A 25,178-nucleotide genomic window follows, 5' to 3' on the forward strand; every position below is an offset into this window, starting at 1 on the left:
AGGCCGGGTACGCCGTCCGGGCCGGCCCGGCGTGGGCCGACCCGGACGTCGATCATCAGACCAGGTCGAACCGGTCGAGGTTCATGACCTTGTTCCACGCCGCGACGAAGTCCGTCACGAACTTCTCCTTCGCGTCGTCGCTCGCGTAGACCTCCGCGACCGCGCGCAGCTCGGAGTTGGACCCGAAGACGAGGTCGGCCCGGCTGCCGGTCCACTTGACCGCACCGGTGACGTCGTCCTTGGCCTCGAACGTGTTCGCGTCCTCCGACGTCGCCGTCCACGTCGTGCCCAGGTCGAGCAGGTTGACGAAGAAGTCGTTGGTCAGCACCCCGGGGGCCGCGGTGAGGACGCCGAGCTGCGACTGCTGGTAGTTCGCACCCAGGACGCGCAGGCCGCCGACGAGGACCGTCAGCTCGGGAGCGCTCAGGGTCAGCAGGTTGGCCCGGTCGATGAGCAGGTACTCGGCCGGCAGCCGGTTGCCCTTCCCGAGGTAGTTGCGGAACCCGTCGGCGGCCGGCTCGAGCGCGGCGAACGACTCGACGTCGGTCTGCTCCTGCGCGGCGTCCACGCGGCCCGGCGTGAAGGGCACCTGGACGTCGAAGCCGGCGTCCTTGGCGGCCTTCTCCACGGCGGCGGCACCGGCCAGCACGATCACGTCGGCCAGCGAGACCTGCTTGCCGCCGGTCTGGGCGCCGTTGAACGTCTTCTGGATCCCCTCAAGGGTGCCCAGCACCGCCGCCAGCTGGTCGGGGTCGTTGACCTCCCACCCGCTCTGCGGCTGCAGGCGGATGCGCGCGCCGTTGGCGCCGCCGCGCTTGTCGCTGCCGCGGAAGGACGCGGCCGACGCCCACGCGGTGGAGACGAGCTGCGACACCGACAGGCCCGAGGCCAGGACCTGGCCCTTGAGGGCGGCGATGTCGGCGGCGTCGACGAGCTCGTGCGTCACCGCGGGCAGCGGGTCCTGCCACAGCAGCGTCTCGGACGGGACCTCCGAGCCGAGGTAGCGCACGATCGGGCCCATGTCGCGGTGGGTCAGCTTGTACCACGCGCGGGCGAAGGCGTCCGCGAACTCGGCGGGGTTCTCCAGGAAGCGCCGCGAGATCGGCTCGTAGACCGGGTCGAACCGGAGCGACAGGTCGGTGGTCAGCATCGTCGGAGCGTGGCTCTTCGACGAGTCGTGGGCGTCGGGGACGGTGTCCGCGCCCGCGCCGTCCTTCGGCCGCCACTGGTTGGCGCCGGCGGGGCTCTGGAACAGCTCCCACTCGTAGCCGAACAGGATCTCGAAGAAGCTGTTGTCCCAGGTGATCGGGGTGTTCGTCCAGATGCCCTCGAGACCGCTGGTGATCGCGTCGCCACCCTTGCCGGTGCCGAAGCTGCTCTTCCAGCCGAGGCCCTGCGCCTCGATCGGGGCGGCCTCGGGGTCGGCGCCGACGTTGTCGGCCGGGCCGGCGCCGTGGGTCTTGCCGAAGGTGTGACCGCCGGCGATCAGGGCGACCGTCTCCTCGTCGTTCATCGCCATCCGGCGGAACGTCTCACGGATGTCGCGGGCCGCGGCCAGCGGGTCGGGGTTGCCGTTCGGGCCCTCCGGGTTGACGTAGATGAGGCCCATCTGGACCGCGCCCAGCGGGTTCTCCAGCTCACGGTCGCCGGTGTAGCGCTCGTCGCCGAGCCAGGTGGTCTCGGGGCCCCAGTAGACGTCCTCGTCGGGCTCCCAGACGTCCGCGCGGCCGCCGGCGAAGCCGAAGGTCTCGAAGCCCATCGTCTCCAGGGCGACGTTGCCGGCGAGGATCATGAGGTCGGCCCACGAGAGCTTCTGGCCGTACTTCTTCTTGACCGGCCAGAGCAGGCGGCGGGCCTTGTCGAGGTTGCCGTTGTCGGGCCAGCTGTTGAGCGGGGCGAAGCGCTGCTGCCCGGCCCCGGCGCCGCCGCGGCCGTCGCTGATCCGGTACGTGCCCGCGCTGTGCCAGGCCATCCGGATGATGAACGGGCCGTAGTGACCGAAGTCGGCCGGCCACCAGTCCTGCGAGGTCGTCAGCACCTCCGCGATGTCCCGCTTGACGGCCGGGAGGTCCAGGCTCTTGAACGCCTCGGCGTAGTCGAACTCCTGGCCGAGGGGGTTGGTCTCGGCGGGGTTCTTGGCGAGGATCCTCAGGTTGAGCCGCTCCGGCCACCACTGGCGGTTTCCGCCGCCCTGAGTCGGATGCGGGGCGCGCTGGTGCGCGACCGGACAGCCTGCGCCTTCCGCCTTCGCGTCAGTGACGATTGCATCATGGTTCTCAGACATGGGAATCCTTCCGGACTTGATCACGGTGCTCAGGAACTGCGGGCGGTGGAACATGCGGGGCACAGGCCCCAGTAGATGACCTCGGCCTCGTCGATCATGAAGCCGTGGGCGTCGGACGCGGTCAGGCAGGGCACCTCGCCCACCGCGCAGTCGACGTCGGCGACGACACCGCACGAGCGGCACACGACGTGGTGGTGGTTGTCGCCGATGCGTCCCTCGAACCGGGCCGGGCTGCCGGCCGGTTCGATACGACGTACGAGTCCCGCTGCGGTGAGCGCGTGCAGGGCCTCGTAGACGGCTTGAAGGGAGACATGGCCGACACGGTCGCGCACCCCGGAGGCGATCGCCTCGACATCGAGGTGATCGCCCTCCCGGACGGTCTCGAGCAGCGCGACGCGGGCGGCCGTCACTCTCAGGCCTACACCGCGCAGCTCCTCGGCGGTGGTCTTCATAAACACGAACTATACAAGATAATGAATGATCCAAGTCTAGTGACGCGCCGGGAAACCTTCCGTGACATGCGAAAAGGCCTGCCCCGCGCGCTGCGGGACAGGCCTCGGATCTGCGGCCGGGCGTCAGCCGGTGACGCTCGCCTCGTGGACCAGGTCGGTGAGGCGCTTGAGCTGGTCGGGGTCGGTCGAGGGCAGCACGCCGTGCCCCAGGTTGAACACGTGCCCCTCGGCCGCCCGGCCCTGGCGCAGCACCTCGCGCGCCTTGCGCTCGACGACCTCCCACGGCGCCAGGAGCACGGCCGGGTCGAGGTTGCCCTGGAGCGCCTTGCCGGGGCCGACCCGGCGGGCCGCCTCGTCGAGCGGCACCCGCCAGTCCACGCCCACCACGTCGGCCCCGGCCTCGCCGAGCACGCCGAGCAGCTCGCCCGTGCCGACGCCGAAGTGGATGCGCGGCACGTCCGTCACTCCCTCGAAGATCCGCCGCGTGTACGGCAGGACGAACTCCCGGTAGTCGGCCGGCGCCACCGCCCCCACCCAGGAGTCGAAGAGCTGCACCGCCGAGGCCCCCGCGTCGATCTGGATGCGCAGGTGCTCCAGCACGATCGTGGACAGCCGCTCCATGAGCGCGTGCCACAGCTTCGGCTCGCCGTACATCATGGCCTTGGTGTGATCGTGGTTCTTGGACGGGCCACCCTCGATGAGGTAGGAGCCGAGCGTGAACGGCGCCCCGGCGAAGCCGATCAGCGGCGTGCCGCCCAGCTCGCCGGTCAGCGCGCGGATGGCCTCGGTGACGTACGGCACGTCGTCCGGCTCCAGCGGGCGCAGCGCGTCGATGCCCTTGGCGTCGCGGATCGGGTCGGCCACGACGGGGCCGACGCCCGGCTTGATGTCGAGATCGACGCCGATGGCCTTGAGCGGGACGACGATGTCGGAGAAGAAGACGGCCGCGTCCACGCCGTAGCGGCGCACGGGCTGCATGGTGATCTCGACGATCAGATCGGGCGTCGCGCAGGCGGTGAGCATCGGCACGCCCCCGCGAACCCTGTGGTATTCCGGCAGCGCCCGCCCGGCCTGGCGCATGTACCAGACCGGGGTGTGCGGGACGGGCTGGCGGCGGCAGGCACGCAGGAACGCTGAGTCGGCGAGGTTCACCCCACAAGGGTGCCATGTCCGGGCGGCGGTCCCGACACTGGTGCGAGGTGTCGGAAAAACATCGATCGAACACCCCAAGTCATGATCAGATAGCCAGATGAAGGTTTACCGGTCTGCTCGGCATCGGCATCGCACGAGGGTCGAACACACCCCATGCCCGGCCAGAGTGCCGGTCTCGACTGGGCCAAATGTTCACCAACCCCCCGCGCGGCATCGATTCAGAGACCACTTTCGGGACACGCCGAGCGCGTTGCGGGGAAATGTCAGCGGCTCGTGCCAACGTCGGAGCCACGACCCGAAGAAAGGCCCCGGTTCGATGACTCGTGCGACTACCGCGTTGTGGACTTCCCCAGAGCGCCGCAATGAGCGCTGCCTGTCCTGTGCCGGCGAGCGGCTGTTCGAGCAGCCGCCGTGCCTCGACGGGCACGAGCCCGGCCACTGCCCGGAGTGGGCCTGCGTCGAGTGCGGTCACGCGATCGTCATCGGCACCGCCGAGTCCGTCCGACAGGTTCGCCAGCTGGTTACGGCAGCGGCTTGATCACGAAGGATGAGCACCCCTGTGGTCCCCTTCCGTCCGACTTCGACCTACGCTTCCGCTATGACACTCAGTGACCAGCCTCCTCCGCCCGCGGCGTTCACGCGCGCGGCGGAGAGCATGCGGTTGACCGAGGTCAGGCCGGAGATCGAGCTGGAGGAGCTGCCCGCGCCGCAGCGGCTGGCCCCCTACTCGTCGGCCATCGGCGCGTCGGTCTACCGCGACGACGAAGAGCTCGCGGTGGGCAGGCTGATCCTGCTCTACGACCCTGACGGCCAGCGCGGGTGGGAGGGCCCGTTCCGGCTGGTGGCCTACGTCAGAGCCGACATGGAGCCGGAGATCACCTCCGACCCGCTGCTCGGGCCGGTCGTCTGGAGCTGGCTGACGGAAGCTCTGGAGGCCCACCAAGCCGACTACTCCGCCGCTGGCGGTACCGTGACAAGAGCCGTGTCAGAGGGGTTCGGCAACAAAGCCGAAGACCCGGTCACGACCGAGCTCGAGCTGCGGGCTTCCTGGTCACCCGCGCAGGAGGACCTCTCCGGCCACGTCGCCGCCTGGTGCGACCTCATGTGCCTGGCGGCGGGGATCCCGCCGCTCCCGCCCGACGTGGCCGCCCTTCCCCGCCGCCGTGATGATCCGGAGAGTGACCGTACGAAGTGAGGGCACCAGTCAAGACAGCACAAGCGTCATGAGGTCGGTGAACTCGTGACAGAAGAAGGTACCGTCGTGCCGCTCCTGGAGCCGCGCGAGGGCATTCCAGCGGTCATCGCGGACGCCGACGCGCTGACTGAAATCGTTTCGCGTTTCGCCGCGGGCAAGGGTCCCGTGGCGGTCGACGCCGAACGCGCCTCCGGCTATCGGTACGGCAACCGCGCCTACCTCGTACAGCTGCGCCGGGCCGGGGCCGGGACCGCGTTGATCGACCCGATCGCCTGCCCCGACCTGTCCGCGCTCGACGCGGCCGTGGCCGAGGCGGAGATCGTGCTGCACGCCGCCTCCCAGGACCTGCCGTGCCTGCTCGAGGTGGGGTTCAGGCCACGGGAGATGTTCGACACGGAGCTGGCGGGGCGGCTGCTCGGCTACGAACGGGTCGGACTCGGCACGATGGTCGAGACGGTGCTCGGGCTACGCCTGGAGAAGGGACACTCGGCCGCCGACTGGTCCACCCGGCCGCTGCCGGAAGACTGGCTGCGGTACGCGGCCCTCGACGTGGAAGTGCTGGTCGAGCTCCGCGACGTGCTCCACCAGGAGCTGGCCGACAGCGGGAAGCTGGAGTGGGCGCGCGAGGAGTTCGCCGCCGTGCTCAACACTCCGCCGCCCGTGCCGCGGTCCGATCCCTGGCGGCGTACGTCGGGCATCCACAAGGTCCGGAACGTACGCGCGCTGGCGATCGTGCGGGAGTTGTGGACCATGCGCGACAGGATCGCCCGGGAGTCCGACCTGGCGCCGGGTCGGGTGTTGCCCGACGCGGCCATCGTCACCGCCGCGCTGGAGGGACCCCGTACCAAGAAGGCCTTGACCGAAATATCAGCATTCACCGGGCGTAGCGCACGCCGCCACATGGGCGACTGGCTCGCCGCCGTCACCCGGGCCCGCGGACTGCCGGACAACCAGCTCCCGCAGCCGAGCACCCCGGGCGACGGACCGCCACCGCCCAACCGCTGGGCCGACCGCGACCCGGCCGCCGCCAAACGCCTCGCCGCCGCGCGAGCGGTGGTGGCGGGGCTGGCCGAGCAGCACCACATGCCGACCGAGAACCTGCTCCAGCCGGACGCGGTACGGCGGCTCACCTGGGAGCCGCCGGAGGAGGTCACCGAGGAGACGGTGACGGAGCGGCTGCGCGAGCTCGGGGCCCGCGAGTGGCAGCTCTCCCTGACGGCCCACCCCATCACCAAGGCCCTGGGCCGCCTCGAAACCCGCGGCGACCTCTAACACCCCACGCCTCACCGCGACGCGCCCCGACCCACCCGAACCCGGGAGGGTCGGGGCGCGTCGCACACCCCCGTCCGGCTCCGCTCACGGCCCGCCAACGCATCAGCGCGCCGCAAGACGCCAACGACCCACGACGCCGACACCCGCCTCGCGCCCAAATGCCCGACCGAGCACCGCGTCCGAATGCCCTTGCGCCGCCGGGCACCGCGTCCGAACACACCGTGCCCGAGCGTCCTTGCGGGCCCAGGTATTGGGCTCGGGGGTGGGTTTTCGGGTGTGTCGGGGTTGGGGCTACTTGACGGGGTTGGTGGGGCGGCCGTACGGTTCGGGAAAGCGCTTTCCCCATGTTTGTCCTGAAGGGATCCTCAATGAGCGTGCGCACCATCGGCGTCGTGATGAACGGCGTCACCGGGCGGATGGGCTACCGTCAGCACCTGGTCCGCTCCGTCCTGGCCATCAACGAGCAGGGCGGGGTCACGCTCTCGGACGGCGGCAGGGTGAAGATCAAGCCAGTACTTGTCGGCAGAAATGCCGATAAATTGGCAGATATCGCGGCGAAGCATGGGATTTCGGATTTCACTACGGAGCTCGACTCCGCCCTCGCCGACGACGACAACCTGATCTACTTCGACGCCCAGGTCACCAGCGCCCGCGTCAAGGCCGTCTTGAAGGCCATCGAGGCGGGCAAGCACATCTACGCCGAGAAGCCCACCGCCGAGTCGACGCAGGAGGCGATGGCGCTGGCCGAGGCGGCAACGGCCAAGGGGGTCAAGAACGGCGTCGTGCAGGACAAGCTGTTCCTGCCCGGCCTGCTCAAGCTGAAGCGGCTGATCGACGGCGGATTCTTCGGCCGGATCCTGTCGGTGCGCGGGGAGTTCGGCTACTGGGTGTTCGAGGGCGACTGGCAGGAGGCGCAGCGCCCGTCGTGGAACTACCGGGCCGAGGACGGCGGCGGCATCGTGCTCGACATGTTCCCGCACTGGCACTACGTGATGGAGAACCTGTTCGGCCGCGTCCAGTCCGTCTACGCCCGCGCCGTGACCCACGTCCCCGCCCGGGTGGACGAGCAGGGCAACACGTACCAGGCCACCGCGGACGACGCCGCGTACGGGATCTTCGAGCTCGAAGGCGGCATCGTCGCCCAGATCAACTCCTCCTGGACCGTTCGCGTGAACCGCGACGAACTGGTCGAGTTCCAGGTGGACGGCACGCACGGCAGCGCCGTGGCCGGCCTGCGCAACTGCCGCGTGCAGCACCGCTCCGCCACCCCCAAGCCCGTCTGGAACCCCGACCTGCCCGCCACCGCCCGCTTCCGCGACGGCTGGCAGGAGGTGCCGGACAACGCCGAGTTCGACAACGGGTTCAAGGTGCAGTGGGAGGCGTTCATCAAGCACGTGCTGGAGGACGCGCCCTTCCCGAACGACTTCGCCTCCGGCGCCCGCGGCGTGCAGCTCGCCGAGCTGGGGCTGCGTTCGTCCGCCGAGGGCCGCAGGATCGAGGTGCCGCAGCTGTGACGACGATCGACCTGCCCGGGATCGGCGCCTACACCCTGCGCGAGCCCGTCACATGGGAGGTGCCCGGCGGCCCGCCCGCCGGCCGCGTCGTGTACGCGGCCGCGCACGTGGTGGCCGACCCGCTCGGCGACAACACGCCCGGCTCCCCCGCCGCCGTCGACTGGGACGCGACCCTGCGCTTCCGCCGCCACCTGTGGACGCACGGCCTGCGCGTCGCGGACGCCATGGACACCGCCCAGCGCAACATGGGCCTGGACTGGGCGGCGACCAAGGAGCTCATCCGGCGCAGCGCCGCCGAGGCCCGCTCGTACGGCGACCCGGCGACGCTGGTCGCCTGCGGCGCGGGCACCGACCACGCGCCCCAGGCCGCCGACCTCAACACGATCACGGCCGCGTACGCCGAGCAGATCGAGACCGTCCAGTCGGCCGGCGCCGGGGTGATCGTCATGGCCTCCCGCCAGCTCGCCAGGGTGGCGGCGGGTCCGCAGGACTACCACCAGGTGTACGGCAAGCTGTTCGGCCTGGCGGACCGGCCGGTGATCCTGCACTGGCTGGGCGAGATGTTCGACCCGCAGCTGGCCGGCTACTGGGGTTCGGGCGACGTGGCGGCGGCCACCGAGTCGTTCCTGGAGCTGATCCACGCGCACGCCGCGATGGTGGACGGCGTCAAGGTGTCGCTGCTGGACGAGGAGCACGAGGTGGGGCTGCGCGCCGCGCTCCCCGAGGGCGTCCGGTTGTACACGGGGGACGACTTCAACTACCCGTCGCTGATCAAGTCGGGCTCGCACGCGCTGCTGGGCATCTTCGACGCCATCGCCCCGGCGGCGACGGCGGCGCTCCAGGCCCTGGACGCGGCCGAGGCGGCGCAGGACGAGGAGGAGGCCGCCCGGCAGCTCGCCCGCTACGACGAGATCTTCGCCCCGACCGTCCCCCTGTCCAGGAAGATCTTCGAGACGCCGACGTACAACTACAAGACCGGCATCGTCTTCCTGGCCTGGCTGAACGGCCACCAGGACGCGTTCGCCATGGTGAACGGCGCCCAGTCGGCCCGCTCGCTGCGGCACCTGGCTGAGGTGTTCCGCCTCGCCGACCAGGCCGGGCTCCTGTCCGACCAGGAGCTGGCCATGGGCCGGATGAAGGCGCTGCTGGCGGTGAACGGCCTGTGAGCCTGGCGCTGAACCAGTGGACGACCCGGCGGTGGTCCGTGGCCGAGGCCGTGGACGGGTGCGTGCGGCACGGCCTGGAGGCGGTCGGGCTGTGGCGGGAGAAGGTCGCCGAGCAGGGCCTCGCGGAGAGCGTGAAGCTGGTGCGCGAGGCCGGCCTGCGGGTGTCCTCGCTGTGCCGGGGCGGCTTCCTCACGGCGGGCGGGCTGCCCGGCGAGGAGGGCCGGCGGGCCTTCGCGCAGGCGCTGGACGACAACCGGCGGGCCATCGACGAGGCGGCCGAGCTGTCGGCGGCCTGCCTGGTGATGGTGGTCGGCGGCCTGCCCGGGGTGAAGCCGGGCGAGGCCCTGCCCCCGAGCGGGTTCTCGCGGGACGTGGCCGGGGCGCGCGAGCGCGTGGCGGAGGCGCTGGCCGAGCTGGCCCCGTACGCCGGGGAGCGCGGGGTCAAGCTGGCCCTGGAGCCGCTGCACCCGATCTACTGCCCCGACCGCGCCGTCCTGTCCACCCTGGGCCAGGCGCTGGACCTGAGCCTGGCCCACCCGGAGGAGCAGGTCGGCGTGGTGGTCGACACGTTCCACGTGTGGTGGGACCCGAGGGTGTTCGAGGACATCGCGCGGGCCGGCCGCAGGATCGCCTCCTACCAGGTGTGCGACTACCTGCACCCGCTGCCGCAGGACATCCTGCTCGGGCGGGGCATGATGGGCGACGGCGTGATCGACTTCCGGCCGATCACGCAGGCCGTCCTGGACGCCGGTTACGCGGGCGACGTCGAGGTGGAGATCTTCAACGCCGACGTCTGGGCCGCCGACCCCGACGAGGTGGTGGCCACGATGAAGACTCGCTACGAGGACGTGGTGCTCCCCGTACGGTGACGTCCGGCGCTACCTCGGCCTGTCCCAGACCAGCAGGTAGCGCCGCAGGAGGAGGCGGCGGAAGCGGCAGCCGGGCAGCAGCCGGCGGGCCGCCCGCCCCACCTCGCCCCACGACATGACGGGGTCCATGGCCGGCACGCCGGGACCGCGCTTGCCGCCGTGGAACAGCTTGAGCACGTGCGAGACCGCCTGGCCCGAGAGCCGGACGACCCCGTCCAGGAGCGTGCGGTCCCTGGCGTTGCCGACGATCACCAGCCGGCCGCCCGGCGCCAGCAGCCGCACCAGCGTGTCCATGGCCTCGCCGAAGTCCGCGTGGTGGACGACCGCGACGGCGGTGACGAGGTCGTACTTGCCCTCGGGGAGCCGGCCGTCGAGGTAGTCGCCTTCCAGGAAGGAGACGTTGCCGGGGCGGCGCTCGCGGGCCATGGCGATCGCCGCGGCGGAGCGGTCGACGCCGGTCACGTAGGGGACGCGGGCCGCGAGCTTGCCCGCCAGCAGTCCGTCACCGCATCCGACGTCGAGCGCGTGCGCGCAGTCCTCGGGAACGAGCTTCAGGACGAGCCTCTGGTAATGAACGTTGTGATTCCAGTAGGTCTCGGACATTTGATCACGATAGCGTCACGGTCCCCGCGGCGCCGTTCACTTCGATCTCCTGCCCCGTCGTGATGCGGTGGGTGGCGTCGGGGACGCCGACGACGGCCGGGATGCCGTACTCCCTGGCCACCACGGCGCCGTGCGACATCGCGCCGCCCATCTCCATCACCAGCCCGCCCGCCGTCAGGAACAGCGGCGTCCAGCCGGGATCGGTCGAGGGGCAGACCAGGATCTCGCCGGGCTCCAGGTGCGCGCCGATGGGGTCGAGCACCACTCTGGCCACGCCCTTGATGGTGCCGGCCGAGGCGGCGGTGCCCGTCAGCGCGCCTTCCACGGCACTGGTCGCGAGCGCCTCGGGCTCGGTGCCGTCGGACAGCAGGATCCTCGGGACGTGCCTGCGGCGCGACTCCCGCTCGTACGTCTCCCGCCGCTCCGCCACGACCGCGCGCAGGTCGCCCCCGTCCAGGGCGGCCCTGGCCTCGTCGAAGCCGAGGAAGTACACGTCCCGCGCCGAGTCCAGGACCCCGAGGCCCACCAGGTGCTCCCCCACCGCGAGCATGCTCCGCCGCACCCCGGCGAGGGTCTTGACCAGGTAGAACTTGGGCAGCTCGCGCAGCCCCGCGAACTCCCTGGTTCGCCGGAGCCCGAAACGCACGACCGCGGCCCGCCAGCGGCCCTTACGGCGGGCCTCGGACGCCACGTGGGCGATGGCGGAGCGCGCCGCCTCGGCCCCCTTGCCGAACAGCGCGGAGGGCGCGAGGTCGGCGCCGCCGTCCATGCGCAGGTAGTTGGCCAGCACGCCGAGGATGTGCGCGGGCTCCTCCGACCAGCGGGGCACGCCCAGGTCGATCTCGGCGACGCCGCGGTGGCCGTACTCGTCCAGGAACGCGGTGATCTCGCGCTGGGCGACCGGCGGGAGCTTCCCGGCCTCGAAGAGGCGGACCAGCTCGGCCACCGGCTCCTTCCTGAACGGCTCCGGCTCGATGCGGGTGGCCAGGTGCCACAGCTCCAGGTCCATCTCCGTGGTCGGGTTGTGCGGGACGCTGCGCAGGACGTCCTGCATGTCGGCGATCGGCACTCCGGAGAGCCTGGAGGCCAGCGCGAACAGGCCGTAGCCGGTGAGCACCATGGGCATGATCGAGAGGATGACCGGGAAGGTGGCGGCGAGCAGGCGTTCGGCGTGGTCCAGGCGCTGGGCGGGGGTGGCCGCTTCGGGGAGCCGCAGGCGCCGGTCCAGCTGCTCGCCGAGGCGGGCGGCGTACGCGAGGCCCTCCTTCGGCCGCGTGAGGGCGAGCAGGACCCGGGAGGGCGCGTGGATGCGGCGGGCGAACCTGCGCAGGCCGCGCAGGACCGGGCGGGGGGACGTGTGCACCACCGAGAGCCTCGGGTCCTCCACCAGCCGCTCGAAGACGGGGACGGTGCGCGCCTCGCCCAGAGCGAGCATGCGCGGCAGGACCGCGCGGCCGAAGCGGCTGCGTACGGCCGTGGTCAGGTCCAGCCACAGGCGCTGGCCCGACACGGTCATGAACGGCGCGCCGTCCCGCGGGTCGGCCGGCCCGTAGCCGGGCAGCCCCGCCGCCCCGGAGGAGATCAGCCGGAACGCCGACAGGCCCATCGGGGTGAGCGGCCCCATGACGCCCTGCACGACGTTGACCGAGAAGTACACCCGCAGGCCCGGCCGGGTCCGCTCGGGCAGCGGGTAGAGGGTGGTGATCGGTCTCGCCTGGGTGAGCCAGAGCCGGCCGTCGCCGTCGACGGCCCACTCGGTGTCCTGGGGCGCGCCGTAGTGGTCCTCCACGCGGGCGCCCAGCTCGGCCAGCGCGCGCACCTGGTCGTCGGTCAGGCAGAGACCGTCGTGCGTGGTCTCGACGCGTTCCGTGCCGCCGCCGGGCACGGAACGGATGGTCAGGCGCTTGTCGCCGGCATGGCGTTCGAGGATCTCGCCGCCGTAGACGACGAACCGGTCGGGGTTCACGGCGCCGGAGACGACGGCCTCGCCGAGCCCGGGGTTGGCGTCGATGACGGCCTCGCGCCGCCGCCCGGTCACCGGGTTGGCGGTGAACATCACGCCCGCCACCCGCGCGTCCACCATCTCCTGCACGACCACCGCCAGCCGGACGGCGGCGTGGTCGATGCCGTTGGACTCGCGGTAGGCGACCGCGCGGTCGGTCCAGAGCGAGGCCCAGCAGCGGCGCACGGCCTCGACCACCGCCTCGGCGCCGACGACGTTGAGGTAGGTGTCCTGCTGTCCGGCGAAGCTGGCGAACGGCAGGTCCTCGGCCGTGGCGGACGAGCGCACCGCCACGGCCACGTCGTCACCGAGCGCGGCGTAGGACGTCACGATCGTCTCGCGCACGTCGTCCGGCACCGGCGCCTCCAGCAGGTGCCGCCTGGCCCGCTCGGCGAGCCCGTCGCCGCTCGTCTCCAGGCCCTCCGCGATCCGCCGGTACGCCTCCGTGGTCAGCACCCATCCCGGTGGGACGGGAAGGCCGGCCCTGGCCAGCTCGCCGAGGTTCGCGGCCTTGCCGCCCACCTCGGCGAGCATCCCGGCGTCGATCTCGGAGAAGGCCAGTGCCGTCTTCATCGTCTGCTCCCCTGCCGTTCAGCTTCCTGTCACTCAGTGTGGCTCTTCCGGGAGAGAAATTCAACGGTTGATGAAAAGATCCGCGCCGTCCAGCTCCCAGGCGGGATCGACCCCGACGTCCAGCACGCCCAGCGCCGTCGGTCCCACGTCGACCAGTCGCGGCTCGCCGAGCGAGCGGCCGCCCAGGTCCTCCTCCAGCCGGTTCGCGATCACGAACACCGTGCGCTCCTCGTCCGACGTCCCGCCGTGACCGCCCTCGTCCACGTGCCCGTGGTCGGTCGTGATCAGCACCGTCCATCGCTCGTCGAGGTACGAGGACCGCCCCCGCACCGCGTCGAGCAGCTGCCCCAGGTAGGCGTCCTGGGTCTGGAGCGCGTCGGAGTACTCGGGGCAATGGGGGCCGAGGTCGTGGGCCACCTCGTCGGTGTCGCCCAGATACACGAAGACGGCGTCGGGCTCGGCCGCCGCCAGGTGCCGCTCGGCGGCCGCGGCGACCTGCTTGTCGGCCTCGGCCCAGGAGCCGAACCCGTAGCCGTCCAGGACGAACCGGTGGTCGATCGCCGGGCCGAACGCGCCGTGCTCGTCCAGCGCCGCCCAGGAGAAGAACGCGGCGGTGCTCAGCTCCGGCCGGGCATGCTTCGCACGAGTCAAGAAGTCCGGATATTTCATGAATCGGGGGTTGGCGAAGCCGTTGTCCACCACGCCGTGTTTGTCCGGCCAGACTCCGGTGGCGATCGACGACCAGCCGGGACCCGAGTCCGTCCGCGAGGCGATGACGCGACCGCCCGACTCGGGGTCCTTGGGGACGACCTGGCCGGGCGACTCCGTACGCGGCGTTCCCGCCTCGCCGTAGGGGAGCTTGCTGGTGCCGTACGCGCCGGAGGACATGAGCGAGCCCAGCACGGGCGCGCCCAGAGCCTGGAGGCGGTCGAACCGCAGGCCGTCCATCCCGACGACCAGCACCTTGTTCCGCTTAGATAGGGGCATCCCCCTATCTAAGCGGCGAAAGGTATCTAAAGGGCGAAACGCCGCACCCAGTCAGCCGCCCCCGGGAGGATCTCCTCGACCGGGGCGACCTGCGGATACCAGGTACGCTCCCACTCCAGCGACACCCATCCGTCGTAACCGGCCGCGCGCAGCAGCTCGCCCGACTCCTCCAAGGGCACCGAGCCCGTCCACATGGGCACCGGCGTGGTGTCCTCGGCCGAGACCGCGTCCTTGACCTGGACGTAGGAGAGGTACGGGCCCAGCGCGGCCAGCGTTTCGGCCGGGGGCTCGCCGTGGCGCCACGGGTGCAGCAGGTCCCAGATCGCGCCGGTGGTCTCGGGGCAGCCCGCCTCGGCCAGCAGCCCGGCCACGGCGGCGCCGGTGGCCATGTGGTCGTGCGTCTCGACGAGGACGCGGACGCCGAGCGCGGAGGCCGTACCGGAGACCGCCTTGAGCCGGCGGGCGCCGACGGCGGGATCGTCGCCGCCCGGGAACACCCGCACCGCGGGAGCGCCCAGGTCGGCGGCGAGCCGGAGGTCGGCGAGGAGCGCCTCGATGATCGGTTCGTCCGGTTCGGGCGCACAAATCTTGACGTATCCGGCGAGTGCGGCGATCTCCAGGCCCGCCCGCTCGACCCGTTCCCGCACCGAGCGCCGCTCCGCGGCGTCGAGGCCGGCGTGGACTCCGGTGTCCGGATGCAGGCGCAGCTCGAGGCCCTGGCAACCGCCTCCGGCCGCGATCCCGATCGCCCTGTCCAGCCCCTCGCCGGGCATCCCCAGGGTGCTGACGGCCAGCTTCACGCCATCCTCCGTACGCTCTCTCGCAGCACGACCTCGCCCGCGACCTGCTCGACCACGACCTCGTCCGTCTCACCCAGCGCGAGCTCCAGCGCCCGCGCGCCCATGTCCGTCAGGGGCAGCCGCACGGTCGTCAGCGCGGGCACGTGGTCCCGCAGCGTCACGATGTCGTCGAACCCGGCCACCGAGACGTCCTCCGGCACCCGGACCCCGCGCTCCCTGTAGGCCGCCAGCGCCCCGACCGCCATCACGTCGTTGACCGCGAACACGCAGGTCGCGTCCTTGACCTGCTGGGCCGCCGCGTAGCCGCCATCGCGGTCGAACGGCCCGTGGATGACGTGCGGCGCGGGCAGCCCCAGCTCCTCCAGCGCCCCGGCGAACCCGGCGCACCGGTCGGCCGCCGTCACCAGGTGCGGCGGCCCGGCCAGCACCGCGAACCGCGTGTGCCCGAGCCCGGCCAGCGCGCGGGCCAGCTCGGCAGCGCCCGCTCTGTTGGCGGGCGCGACGGTGTCGACGCCGAGGAGGTCCTGGCCCACGCAGGCGGCGCGGCCGCCGCCCGACTGGTAGCGGGCGAGCTCGTCGCGCAGGCGCCCCGTGACGGCGTGGTCGGCGACGCGCGAGCCGACCAGCAGCACCGCCCGCACGCGCTGGGCGTTCAGCGTGGCCACGTAGGCGATCTCCTGCTCGGGGTCGCGATGCGTGGTGCCCACCATGACCAGCAGGCCCTCGGTGGCGGCCGCCCGCATCGCCCCGTCGGCCAGGGCCGCGAAGTAGGGGTCGGTCAGGTCGTGGACGACGATGCCGATGACGTTGCTGGCGCCGCGGGCGAGCGTCTGGGCGGCGATGTTGGCGCGGTAGCCCAGCTCGTCCGCGGCCTGCTCGACACGCGCCCGCAGAGTCGCGCCCACCTGGCGGGTGCTGCCGTTGAGCACCCGCGAGGCTGTCGCGAGCGAGACGCCCGCCTGCTTGGCGACGTCCTCAAGCGTGACCACGAGACCTCCCTGGAAAGCGGTTTCCAAGTCTGCCAGATCAGCACCTGGATCCGCATCCTCGCACGTCTCAGGCCCAGGGGAACAGGATGTCCAGAATTCCCTTGCTCTCCTTGGTGGGCGTGGGCGCGGGCACGGGCGCCTGGGTCTGCGGCGGCGCCTGCGTGGACGGAGCCTGGGTGGACCTCGACTCCGGCGCCTTGGTCGACACCGTGTTGTCCCTGCTGTCCGTGTCGTTCGTGGTGCCCGGGCGGTCGTCGTTGTCGTTCGTCTGGTTCTGCGGGGCGCGGGTGGGCCTGGTGCTCGCCTTCGTCGTCGGCTGGCCGATGCGCGTGTTCGTCGGACGGGCCGAGGGCTCGCGCGTGGGCCGGGCCGCCCGCGTGGGCGCGGTCGTCGTCGGGGTATCGGACTCGGACTCGGTCGGCTCCGGGGTGTCCGTATCCTCGGTCTCGGGAGACTCCTCCTCCGAGGTGGTGTCCTCGGGGGCCGCGCTCTCCGAGGGGCGCGTCACCTCGCCCGCGCTGGCGCACTGACCGCCCTTGCAGGGGTCGTCGGAGGAGTTGCCCGTGAGCATGAAGCCGGCGCCCACGCCGACCAGCACGACCGCGGCCGCGACCACCAGCAGCTTCCTGGTGCGCCGGCGCACCTCGCCGCCGTCGTCGCCGTTGCCGCCGCCGGAACGGCCGCCCGAGCGCCTGTCCTTCGGGCGCTTGTCGTCCGAGTCCTCCGTCCAGCCCGAGCCGAGGAAGCCGCGCTTGGGCTTGTCGTCGTCGTGGTCGTCGTCGATCCCGGCGTCGTAGCTGCGGTCGAGCGGGAGGTACGGGTTGTCGTCGTCGATGCGGTGGGAGCCGCTGGGTCCGCCCAGGTCGCTGTCGTCCAGGACGTGATGGGGACCGCTGGCCCCGCCGTACAGGTCGCGGTGGCTCCCGTCGAGCGGGTCGCCGGCCGCGTACATGTCGCGCTTGCTGCCGTCGAGCGGGTCGCCGGCCACGTACATGTCACGCTGGCCCCCCACGTCGAGCGGGTCGCCGTACACGTCGCGCCGGCCCGCGTCGAGCGGGTCGCTCTGGCCGCCAAGGACATCGTGCGGGCCGCTCTGACCGCCGAGGACATCGTGCGGGCCGTCGTCGAGCAGGTCACGGCCCCCGATGAGCTGGGGCTCGCTCTTGTCGAGGGGGAGGATGTAGGTCTCGTTGCCGACGACCTGGATGGCGGGCTGCTCGTCGGTGTCATCGGTGCTCCACCGTGGGGAAAGCACGTCGCCCGTCAGATCCGGGTTTAACGACCTCCCCTGCCCGTCCTCATAAGGCCTGTCGTTCTCGTCGCGCGCCACGATGAACCTCTCTAGTTCGAATTCGGACCGCGCCCTTCTTAACAGACCCGACCATCACTTGTCCGGAAATTTCACATGTTTCCCTAAAAACACTCTCTGTAACATTCGTCACTCTAAGAGATCACAGGCACGCTGTTGGTGAGCCGATCGGCCCTCCAGAACCCCCTTTGACCACGGAGTTCACCCGCGCGGGCACGCTCCGGCGTCACGGGGCACGGCGGACGAAAGGCCGCCCGGACCGGGTCCGGGCGGCCTGTCAAGAGCACAGTCAGGAGTCACAGGCAGGGGTTGGTGGTGGAGTCGACGACCTTGTCCTTGAGCGAGTCGGGGATCGCCGACACGACACGCACGCCGGGCCAGTCCGCCCCGATGACGACCTGGATGATCGGCCCGCCGGGAACCTCGACACCGGCCTTGGACTTGTACGGCTGCGTGGTGATCGGCTTGACCTTGCCGGCCACGGGCGTCTTCTTCTCCTTCGACAGCCGCGACGCCACCGCGTCCCCGTAGGCGGGCCCGTCGGCGTCCTTCTTGGCGTACCGGAGCGCGGTCTTCGGGGTGGCGGCGACGTTGCCGACCTCCGTGATCACGAAGCCCTGGGCGGCCAGCTCGTCGGCCACCTTGAGCGCCTTGCCCTGCTCCCCCGTGCCGTTGAGCACCTGGACGCGCACCTGCTTGTTCTCGATCTTGGGCCCGGCGGACTTACCTGGCGTGGGAGCCGCGGTGACCTCGACGTCGTTGCGCACGCTCTCGAAGAAGTCGCGCGCGGCCGGCTGGCTGAACTGGACCCGGTTCTTGTCCGCCGGGTAGGGCTCGGTGGGCACCGTAATGCCCTTGAGCTCCTTGGCCGTCAGGCCCTTGACGCTGAGGGCGATGTCCACCATGCGGTCGAGGGTGAGCTGGTCGTCCAGCGTGACGGCCTTGGTGGCGGCCAGCAGGAACGAGTTCAGCTTGACCGGGTCGGTGAGCAGGCCGCCGTCGGTGACCGCCTGCAGCACCTTGGTGAGGAAGACCTGCTGGCGCTGGATCCTGCTCAGGTCGCTGCCGTCGCCCAGCGAGTACCGGGCGCGCACGTACCCCAGCGCCTGCTCGCCGCTGACCACGTGCCGGCCCTCGCTGAGCACCAGCTTCGCCTTGGGGTCGTTGACGGCCTTGGGCAGGCAGATCTCGATGCCGCCGATGGCGTCGATGATGCCCTTGAAGCCGGTGAAGTCGACCTTCACGAAGTGGTCGATCCTGATGTTGGTGAGCGACTCGAGGGTCTTGATCGTGCAGTTGATGCCGCCGTCGTTGAAGGCGGCGTTGATCTGGCGCAGGCCGCCGGGGATCAGGGCGCCGGTACGGCTCTTGCACTCCGGGATCAGGACCATGGAGTCACGCGGGAAGCTGATCATGGTGGCCTTGTCCCGGTTCGGGGAGATGTGCAGCAGCATGATCGTGTCGGTGCGCTCGCCGATCTCCTTGAGGTGGGGGCCGTACCTCTTGTTGTCGCCCTCACGGGAGTCGGAGCCGACGAGCAGGACGTTGAGCGCGCCGGTGTCCGGCGGGCGGCTCTCGCCGACGGCGATGGGCTCGCGGGGGATCTCGCTCTCGATGTGCCGGTAGTACGCGTACGCCCCGACCGAGACGACCACCAGCACCAGCGTCATCCCGATGCCGACCCACCCCAGCACCGAGACCCGCCATCGCGGGCCCCGCTCGCGCCGTCTCCTGCGCCGCGGCGGAGCTTCCCCCACGTGTTCCGGACTCTGCCTCACGCGCCCCCCTTCACCCACCCCACAAGAGAAACGCGTACCGCCAGGTGGCGGCGCGTAGCTCACCGAGTTACCGATGATTCCAGGACTGTCGCGCCTTGCAGATAAAAGTGGCAATCCTCGGGGCTGCCACTGTTGCGTGCCGGGCGAGGAGCTCCATCCAAAGCACGGGAATCCGGGGCGTCACCACGCAGAGTGACGCCATGATGACATTCATGCTGTTGACCGAGATGGCGCCCCCTCCAGGCGCCCAGGAACTGGCCGGGCTGCGGACCAGAGCCAGAACCGCCCGCCGCCGGGCCTTCGTCGCGCTCTCCGCCTCGATCGCGCTGCTGGCCACCGCCCAGCTGCTCGCCGACCGGGCGCAGACGAGGGAGCAGACGCTGCCGCTGGCGGTGTTGTCGCTGGCAGTCTTCGCGGCCGCCGTGCCCGCGCAGGCGATCACCCAGTACGTCTGGGGCACCCACGCCCGGCACGTCCACCGCAAGGAGCGCGAGCTGTACGCCGCCCCCCGCACCGGACGCGTGCGCCCCCTCAGCAGGCTGGCCGTGGCCTGCTGCTGGGCGGTGACGCTGCTGCTCGGCTGGACGGCGCCGCGCCTGTTCCGGGAGGCCGCCCTGTACGGCTTCGCCGACTCCCTGGGCCGGGCCACCGAGGCGCTGGCGCTGATGAGTCTCGCGACGGGGGTGTTGTTCGTCCTCTGGTGGGCAGGCGACGCGTTGGGGACACTGGCGCGCGCCCTGCGGTCGGGCGGGTCACCTGGCGATCCGTGGGACCCCGGCCGAGGCGCGCGCCGGCGAGAGGGCGCGGCGCTCTGGACGGGCGCGGCCGTGGCGGTCGCGGCCCTGGTCGGGGCCCGCGCCCATCTCTGGGAGCCGGCCACGGCGGTCGTTTACACATTGCTGACCGCCGCCCTCGTCTGCGGAGTAGTTACTGACGAGTAGCATAGGCACGGAACCCTATCAACGAGGAGCGAATCCGTGCCTTCCTCTCGTGACGTCGTGTTCGTCGACGGCGTGCGCACGCCTTTCGGCAGGTCAGGACCGAAAGGGCTGTACGCGGAGACCCGCGCCGACGACCTGGTCGTCCGCGTCATCCGCGAGCTCGTCCGGCGCAATCCCAACCTGCCCCCCGAGCGAGTGGACGAGGTCGCCATCGCCGCGACCACGCAGATCGGCGACCAGGGCCTGACCATCGGCCGGGCGGCGGCGGTGCTGGCCGGGCTGCCCAAGAGCGTGCCCGGCTATGCCATCGACCGCATGTGCGCGGGCGCGATGACCGCGGTCACCACGGTCGCGGGCGGCATCGCGTTCGGCGCGTACGACGTGGCCATCGCCGGCGGCGTCGAGCACATGGGCCGCCACCCGATGGGCGAGGGCGTCGATCCCAACCCGCGCTTCCTGTCGGAGAAGCTGGTCGACCCGAGCGCGCTGGTCATGGGCATGACGGCGGAGAACCTGCACGACCGCTACCCGCACATCACCAAGGGCCGCGCGGACGCGTACGCGGTGCTGTCGCAGGAGCGGGCGGCCAAGGCGTACGCCGACGGCCGGATCCAGCCCGACCTGGTGCCGACCGCGATCAGGACGGCCGAGAAGGGCTGGGGCCTGGCGGTCGAGGACGAGGCGCCGCGGCCCGGCACCACGATGGACGGGCTGAGCACGCTCAAGACGCCCTTCCGGCCGCACGGCAACGTCACGGCGGGCAACTCCTCCGGCATCAACGACGGCGCCACCGGGTGCGTCGTGGCCGCCAAGGAGGTCGCGGACGAGCTGGGGCTGGGCGCGAAGATGCGGCTCGTCTCCTACGCGTTCGCGGGCGTGGACCCCGAGGTCATGGGCGTCGGACCGATCCCGTCCACCGAGCGGGCGCTCCGGCTGGCCGGACTTGACATCTCCGACATCGGGCTGTTCGAGATCAACGAGGCGTTCGCCGTCCAGGTGCTGGCGTTCCTCGACCACTTCGGGATCGCCGACGACGATCCCCGCGTGAACCAGTACGGCGGCGCGATCGCCTACGGGCACCCGCTCGCCTCCTCGGGCGTGCGGCTGATGACGCAGCTCGCGCGGCAGTTCGGCGAGCGTCCCGACGTGCGGTACGGCATCACCACCATGTGCGTCGGCATGGGCATGGGCGGCACTGTGATCTGGGAGAACCTCGCATGAGCAATGTCGAGAACTGGCGCGCGCTGCTGGGCGGGCGCAACACCGACGAAGTCGTCACCAAGGCGCTCGTGCGTGACGTCCAGCTCCCCTACGGCGCCGGCACGATGGCACTGATCACGCTGGACAACGGCTTCGACCACACCAAGCCCAACACGTTCGGCCCGAACGGCCTGTTCGCGCTCAACGGCGCGCTGTCGGAGATCGCCGAGCGCACCGACCTGGCCGCGGTGGGCGTGACGGGCAAACCGTTCATCTTCGCCGTCGGCGCCGACCTCAAGGGCGCGGCCGCGCTGTCCACGCGCGAGGAGGCCCTGGCCATCGGCGCGCTGGGCCACCACGTGTTCCGCAGGCTGGGCGAGCTGGCGATCCCGTCGTTCGCGTTCGTGAACGGCGCCGCGATGGGCGGCGGGCTCGAGGTGGCGCTGCACTGCACGTACCGGACCATCTCCTCGGGCGTGCCCGCGGTGGCGCTGCCGGAGTGCTTCCTCGGCCTGGTGCCGGGCTGGGGCGGCACGCAGCTCCTGCCCCGCCTGATCGGCCCGGCGAAGGCGATCAAGCTCGTCATCGAGAACCCGCTCTCGCAGAACCGCATGGTCAAGGGCAAGGAGGCGTACGAGCTGGGCGTCGCGGACGCGATGTTCGAGCCCGCCGACTTCCTGGAGGAGTCGCTGCGCTGGGCCGCCCGCGTGGTCAAGGGCGAGCTGGCCGTGGAGCGTCCCGCACACGACGAGGACTGGGACAAGACGGTCGCCGACGCGCGCTTCCTGGTGGACATGAAGCTGCGCGGCTCCTCGCCCGCCCCCTACCGCGCGCTCGACCTGATCGCCCAGGCCCGCACGGCCTCCCGCGACGAGGGCTTCGCGGCCGAGGACGAGGCGCTGGCCGACCTGCTGATGGGTGACGAGCTGCGGGCCGGGCTCTACTCGTTCGACCTGGTGCAGCGCCGTGCCAAGCGACCCGCGGGCGCGCCCGACCGGTCGCTGGCCCGCAAGGTCACCAAGGTCGGCGTGGTGGGCGCGGGGCTGATGGCCTCGCAGATGGCGCTGCTGTTCGCGCGCCGCCTGGAGGTGCCGGTCGTGCTGACCGACCTCGACCAGGCCCGGCTCGACAAGGGCGTCGGGTACGTGCACGCCGAGGTCGACAAGCTCCTGGGCAAGGGCCGCGTCTCGGCCGACCAGGCCAACCGGCTCAAGGCCCTGGTGACCGGGTCGCTGACGAAGGACGCCTTCGCCGACGCCGACTTCGTGATCGAGGCCGTGTTCGAGGACATGGCGGTCAAGAAGCAGGTGTTCGCCGAGGTGGAGGCCGTGGTCTCGGCCGAGTGCGTGCTGGCCACGAACACCTCCTCGCTCTCCCTGACCGAGATGGGCGCCGGGCTGGCGCACCCCGAGCGGCTGGTCGGGTTCCACTTCTTCAACCCGGTCGCCGTCATGCCGCTGCTGGAGATCATCCGCGGCGCCGCGACGGACGACGCCACGCTGGCCACGGCGTTCGCGGTGGGCAAGTCGCTGAAGAAGTCGTCGGTGCTGGTCAAGGACGCCCCGGCGTTCGTGGTCAACCGGCTGCTGACCTGCTTCATGGGCGAGGTCGTGACGGCCGTGGACGAGGGCACGCCGCTGGAGGTGGCCGAGCACGCGCTGGACGGGCTCGGGCTGCCGATGTCGCCGTTCGCGCTGCTGCAGCTCGTCGGCCCGGCCGTCGGCCTGCACGTCGCCGAGACGCTGCACGAGGCCTTCCCCGACCGCTTCGGCGTCTCGGAGAACATGGCCAAGCTCGTCGCCGCGGGCAAGCCGGGCGTCTACCGGCCCGACTTCACGCTCGACCCGGAGGCGGTCGCCCTCTTCTCGGGCGGCACGTCACCGTCCACCGCCGAGCAGGTGCGCGAGCGCGTCCTGGCGGCGCTGGCCAGGGAGGTCCGCATCATGCTGGACGAGGGCGTGGTCGCCGCGCCGCAGGACATCGACCTGTGCATGATCCTCGGGGCCGGCTGGCCGTTCCATCTGGGCGGGATCACCCCGTACCTGGACAGGACGGGCATCGCCCGGCCGCGGTTCCTGTCGCCCGGCGTGGCCTCGCTGCCCGCCTGAATCCTTTGAAGGAGGCCCGCCTCGGCGGGCCTCCTTTTATCCTCACCGGCCTCCGTCGTAGCGTTGAGCACCGTTCCACGAACGGAGAGTAGTCATGATGAGAGCATTCGGTGCCATCGCGCTCTGCGGAGCCTTCATGGTGGGCGCGTCGTCGCCCGCGGTGGCCGCACCCCACCCGAAGGCGCAGCTCAAGATCGTCGATGCCGTCAAGGACGGCGTGACGAAGACGGTCTGGCTCAACTGCGGGCCCGCGGGAGGGGCCCATCCCAACGCGCGCGCGGCCTGCCGGCTGCTGGAGAAGGTCGACGGGCACCCCGAGCGGCTCAACGTCACACCGGACGCCATCTGCACGAAGGAGCTGCAGCCGCACGTCGTCGTGGTGGCCGGCCAGTGGCAGGGCGCGACGGTGCAGTGGGCCAAGGTCTTCGGCAACGGCTGCACGATGAAGGCCGCGCTGGGAGCCGTCGTCTCGTTCTGACCGGCCACGAGGGGGCGGGCGCCCGCCCCCTCAGCCGCCGCTCTTGACGCGGACCTTGACCGTCCTGCTGTGGCGGTAGCCGTAGACGAAGTAGATGACGACGCCGACGATCATCCAGATCAGAAACCTCAGCCACGTCTGCACCGGCAGGTTGAGCATGAGGTAGAGGCAGGCCAGCACCGACAGGACCGGCAGCACCGGGACGAACGGCGCGCGGAACGCCCTCGGCAGGTCGGGCCGGGTGCGCCGGAGAATGACCACCCCGATCGAGACCACCACGAACGCGAAGAGCGTGCCGATGTTCACCAGCTCGGCCAGCTCGCCGAACGACACGAACCCGGCCAGCCCCATCGTCACCACGCCGATGATGATCGTGAGCCGGGCCGGCGTGCCGAACTGGGGGTGGACCTTGGCCAGCGGGCGCGGCAGCAGCCCGTCGCGGCACATCGCGAAGAGCACCCGGGTCTGGCCGAGCAATAGCACGAGCACCACGGTCGTCAGGCCGGCGATGGCGCCGACGCTGATGATCGTGGCCAGCCAGCCGTAGCCGACCGAGGTGAACGCGTCCGACAGCGGCGCCGAGGTGCTGAGCCGGTCGTAGCGCTGCATGCCGACCACGACGAGCGAGACGGCCACGTACAGGGCCGTGCAGATGGCCAGCGAGCCGAGGATGCCGCGCGGCACGTCGCGCTGCGGGTGGATGGTCTCCTCGGCGGCGGTGGCCACGATGTCGAAGCCGATGAACGCGAAGAACACGATCGCCGCGGCGGAGAAGACGCCCAGCACGCCGAAGGCGACCGGCGTGACGCCGAACAGCACCTGGATCAGCGGCGCCTTCAGCCCTTCCACCCGCGGCGTGGACACGGCCTCGGGGATGAACGGCGTGTAGTTGGCCCCCTTGACGAAGAACAGCCCGGCCACGATCACCAGCAGCACGACCGTGATCTTCGTGATCACCAGGATGAGGTTGACCCGCGAGGAGACCTTGATCCCGATCACCAGGATCACGGTGAGGAGGACGACGATGAGGATGGCGGGGACGTTCACCACGGGGTTCTCGCCCGCGATCGAGGCGGGCAGATGGATGCCGACGGACGCCAGCATCGAGGCGAAGTAGCCCGACCAGCCGACCGCCACCACGGCCGCGGCCAGCGCCAGCTCCAGGGTCAGGTCCCAGCCGATCACCCAGGCGGGGAACTCGCCCAGGGTGGCGAAGGCGAAGGTGTAGGCCGAGCCGGCGACCGGGATCGTGGAGGCGAACTCTGCGTAGCACAGGGCCGCCAGGCCGCAGACGATGCCCGAGACGACGAACGAGAGCGCCACCGCCGGGCCCGCCACCTCCTTGGCGACCTGTCCCGTGAGCACGAAGATCCCGGTGCCGACGATCACCCCGATGCCGAAGACCGTCAGGTCGGTGGCCGTCAGGCGTTTGCGCAGCTGATGTTCCGGATCCTCGGTGTCACGGATCGACTGCTCGACACTCTTCGTGCGAAAGATGTCCACGCC

20 protein-coding genes are annotated in these 25,178 nt (G+C 71.2%); 9 read left to right on the forward strand and 11 right to left on the reverse strand.

Annotation, left to right across the window (positions count from 1 at the left end; all coding sequences use genetic code 11):
- Nucleotides 1-55: 55 nt before the first annotated feature.
- The 3 genes from katG to hemE all read right to left on the reverse strand — a co-directional run bounded on the left by katG (nt 56) and on the right by hemE (nt 3,888).
- A complete protein-coding gene (katG, locus tag AB0L65_RS02295; RefSeq protein ID WP_364239553.1) occupies nt 56-2,284 on the reverse strand; it encodes a catalase/peroxidase HPI in 2,229 nt (742 codons plus the stop codon).
- 29 nt (nt 2,285-2,313) lie between these two features.
- A complete protein-coding gene (locus AB0L65_RS02300) occupies nt 2,314-2,736 on the reverse strand; it encodes a Fur family transcriptional regulator (protein ID WP_350722755.1) in 423 nt (140 codons plus the stop codon).
- 123 nt (nt 2,737-2,859) lie between these two features.
- Entirely contained in the window at nt 2,860-3,888 is a 1,029-nt protein-coding gene (gene hemE / locus AB0L65_RS02305) for a uroporphyrinogen decarboxylase (protein ID WP_364239555.1), read from the reverse strand.
- A 598-nt stretch (nt 3,889-4,486) separates the two neighbouring features.
- Between hemE and AB0L65_RS02310 the strand changes: the two genes are divergently transcribed.
- The 5 genes from AB0L65_RS02310 to AB0L65_RS02330 all read left to right on the forward strand — a co-directional run bounded on the left by AB0L65_RS02310 (nt 4,487) and on the right by AB0L65_RS02330 (nt 9,904).
- Nucleotides 4,487-5,083 carry a DUF3000 domain-containing protein gene (locus AB0L65_RS02310; protein ID WP_350722757.1) on the forward strand — a complete coding sequence of 199 codons (597 nt, stop codon included), beginning with the start codon at nt 4,487-4,489 and terminating at the stop codon, nt 5,081-5,083.
- Nucleotides 5,084-5,128: 45 nt separating this feature from the next.
- On the forward strand, nt 5,129-6,355 hold the full coding sequence (locus tag AB0L65_RS02315; protein ID WP_364239556.1) for a ribonuclease D: 1,227 nt from the start codon (nt 5,129-5,131) through the stop codon (nt 6,353-6,355).
- A gap of 368 nt (nt 6,356-6,723) precedes the next feature.
- Nucleotides 6,724-7,869 (forward strand): Gfo/Idh/MocA family oxidoreductase, encoded by a 1,146-nt coding sequence (locus AB0L65_RS02320; protein WP_192786504.1) that lies wholly within the window; start codon nt 6,724-6,726, stop codon nt 7,867-7,869.
- 35 nt (nt 7,870-7,904) lie between these two features.
- Nucleotides 7,905-9,035, forward strand: a complete 1,131-nt coding sequence (locus AB0L65_RS02325; RefSeq protein ID WP_364239722.1) for a dihydrodipicolinate synthase family protein — start codon at nt 7,905-7,907, stop codon at nt 9,033-9,035.
- Entirely contained in the window at nt 9,032-9,904 is an 873-nt protein-coding gene (locus tag AB0L65_RS02330) for a sugar phosphate isomerase/epimerase (protein WP_364239558.1), read from the forward strand. Before AB0L65_RS02325 ends, AB0L65_RS02330 begins: the two co-directional genes overlap by 4 nt.
- Nucleotides 9,905-9,913: 9 nt before the next feature.
- Here AB0L65_RS02330 and AB0L65_RS02335 read toward each other — a convergent pair whose 3' ends face one another.
- The 7 genes from AB0L65_RS02335 to AB0L65_RS02365 form a co-directional block, all read right to left on the reverse strand.
- The gene (locus AB0L65_RS02335; RefSeq protein WP_364239560.1) at nt 9,914-10,507 is read right to left on the reverse strand and encodes a class I SAM-dependent methyltransferase; all 594 of its coding nucleotides are present in this window, start codon (nt 10,505-10,507) and stop codon (nt 9,914-9,916) included.
- A 4-nt stretch (nt 10,508-10,511) separates the two neighbouring features.
- Nucleotides 10,512-13,082 carry a PEP/pyruvate-binding domain-containing protein gene (locus AB0L65_RS02340; protein ID WP_364239562.1) on the reverse strand — a complete coding sequence of 857 codons (2,571 nt, stop codon included), beginning with the start codon at nt 13,080-13,082 and terminating at the stop codon, nt 10,512-10,514.
- A 60-nt stretch (nt 13,083-13,142) separates the two neighbouring features.
- On the reverse strand, nt 13,143-14,069 hold the full coding sequence (locus tag AB0L65_RS02345) for an alkaline phosphatase family protein (RefSeq protein WP_364239564.1): 927 nt from the start codon (nt 14,067-14,069) through the stop codon (nt 13,143-13,145).
- 26 nt (nt 14,070-14,095) lie between these two features.
- Nucleotides 14,096-14,869, reverse strand: coding sequence for a sugar phosphate isomerase/epimerase (locus AB0L65_RS02350; RefSeq protein ID WP_364239566.1), 774 nt, complete (start codon nt 14,867-14,869; stop codon nt 14,096-14,098).
- Entirely contained in the window at nt 14,866-15,858 is a 993-nt protein-coding gene (locus AB0L65_RS02355; RefSeq protein WP_350722770.1) for a LacI family DNA-binding transcriptional regulator, read from the reverse strand. The genes AB0L65_RS02350 and AB0L65_RS02355 overlap by 4 nt, the downstream gene beginning before the upstream one ends.
- Nucleotides 15,859-15,925: 67 nt before the next feature.
- The gene (locus tag AB0L65_RS02360; RefSeq protein WP_364239568.1) at nt 15,926-17,113 is read right to left on the reverse strand and encodes a hypothetical protein; all 1,188 of its coding nucleotides are present in this window, start codon (nt 17,111-17,113) and stop codon (nt 15,926-15,928) included.
- 350 nt (nt 17,114-17,463) lie between these two features.
- Nucleotides 17,464-18,945, reverse strand: coding sequence for an LCP family protein (locus tag AB0L65_RS02365; protein ID WP_364239570.1), 1,482 nt, complete (start codon nt 18,943-18,945; stop codon nt 17,464-17,466).
- 212 nt (nt 18,946-19,157) lie between these two features.
- Between AB0L65_RS02365 and AB0L65_RS02370 the strand changes: the two genes are divergently transcribed.
- From AB0L65_RS02370 to AB0L65_RS02385, 4 genes are all read left to right on the forward strand, one after another.
- Nucleotides 19,158-19,886 (forward strand): hypothetical protein, encoded by a 729-nt coding sequence (locus AB0L65_RS02370; protein ID WP_364239572.1) that lies wholly within the window; start codon nt 19,158-19,160, stop codon nt 19,884-19,886.
- A 36-nt stretch (nt 19,887-19,922) separates the two neighbouring features.
- On the forward strand, nt 19,923-21,107 hold the full coding sequence (locus tag AB0L65_RS02375; protein ID WP_364239574.1) for a thiolase family protein: 1,185 nt from the start codon (nt 19,923-19,925) through the stop codon (nt 21,105-21,107).
- On the forward strand, nt 21,104-23,194 hold the full coding sequence (locus AB0L65_RS02380; RefSeq protein ID WP_364239575.1) for a 3-hydroxyacyl-CoA dehydrogenase NAD-binding domain-containing protein: 2,091 nt from the start codon (nt 21,104-21,106) through the stop codon (nt 23,192-23,194). The genes AB0L65_RS02375 and AB0L65_RS02380 overlap by 4 nt, the downstream gene beginning before the upstream one ends.
- Before the next feature lie 94 nt (nt 23,195-23,288).
- Nucleotides 23,289-23,672, forward strand: coding sequence for an SSI family serine proteinase inhibitor (locus AB0L65_RS02385; RefSeq protein ID WP_364239577.1), 384 nt, complete (start codon nt 23,289-23,291; stop codon nt 23,670-23,672).
- A gap of 30 nt (nt 23,673-23,702) precedes the next feature.
- On the opposite strand, the gene AB0L65_RS02390 is transcribed toward AB0L65_RS02385, so the two are convergent.
- Nucleotides 23,703-25,175 carry an amino acid permease gene (locus AB0L65_RS02390; protein WP_364239578.1) on the reverse strand — a complete coding sequence of 491 codons (1,473 nt, stop codon included), beginning with the start codon at nt 25,173-25,175 and terminating at the stop codon, nt 23,703-23,705.
- Between the last annotated feature and the right edge of the window lie 3 nt (nt 25,176-25,178).

Origin of the sequence: Nonomuraea sp. NPDC052116 (genome assembly GCF_040680035.1) — a bacterium.
Lineage (GTDB): Bacteria > Actinomycetota > Actinomycetes > Streptosporangiales > Streptosporangiaceae > Nonomuraea > Nonomuraea angiospora_A.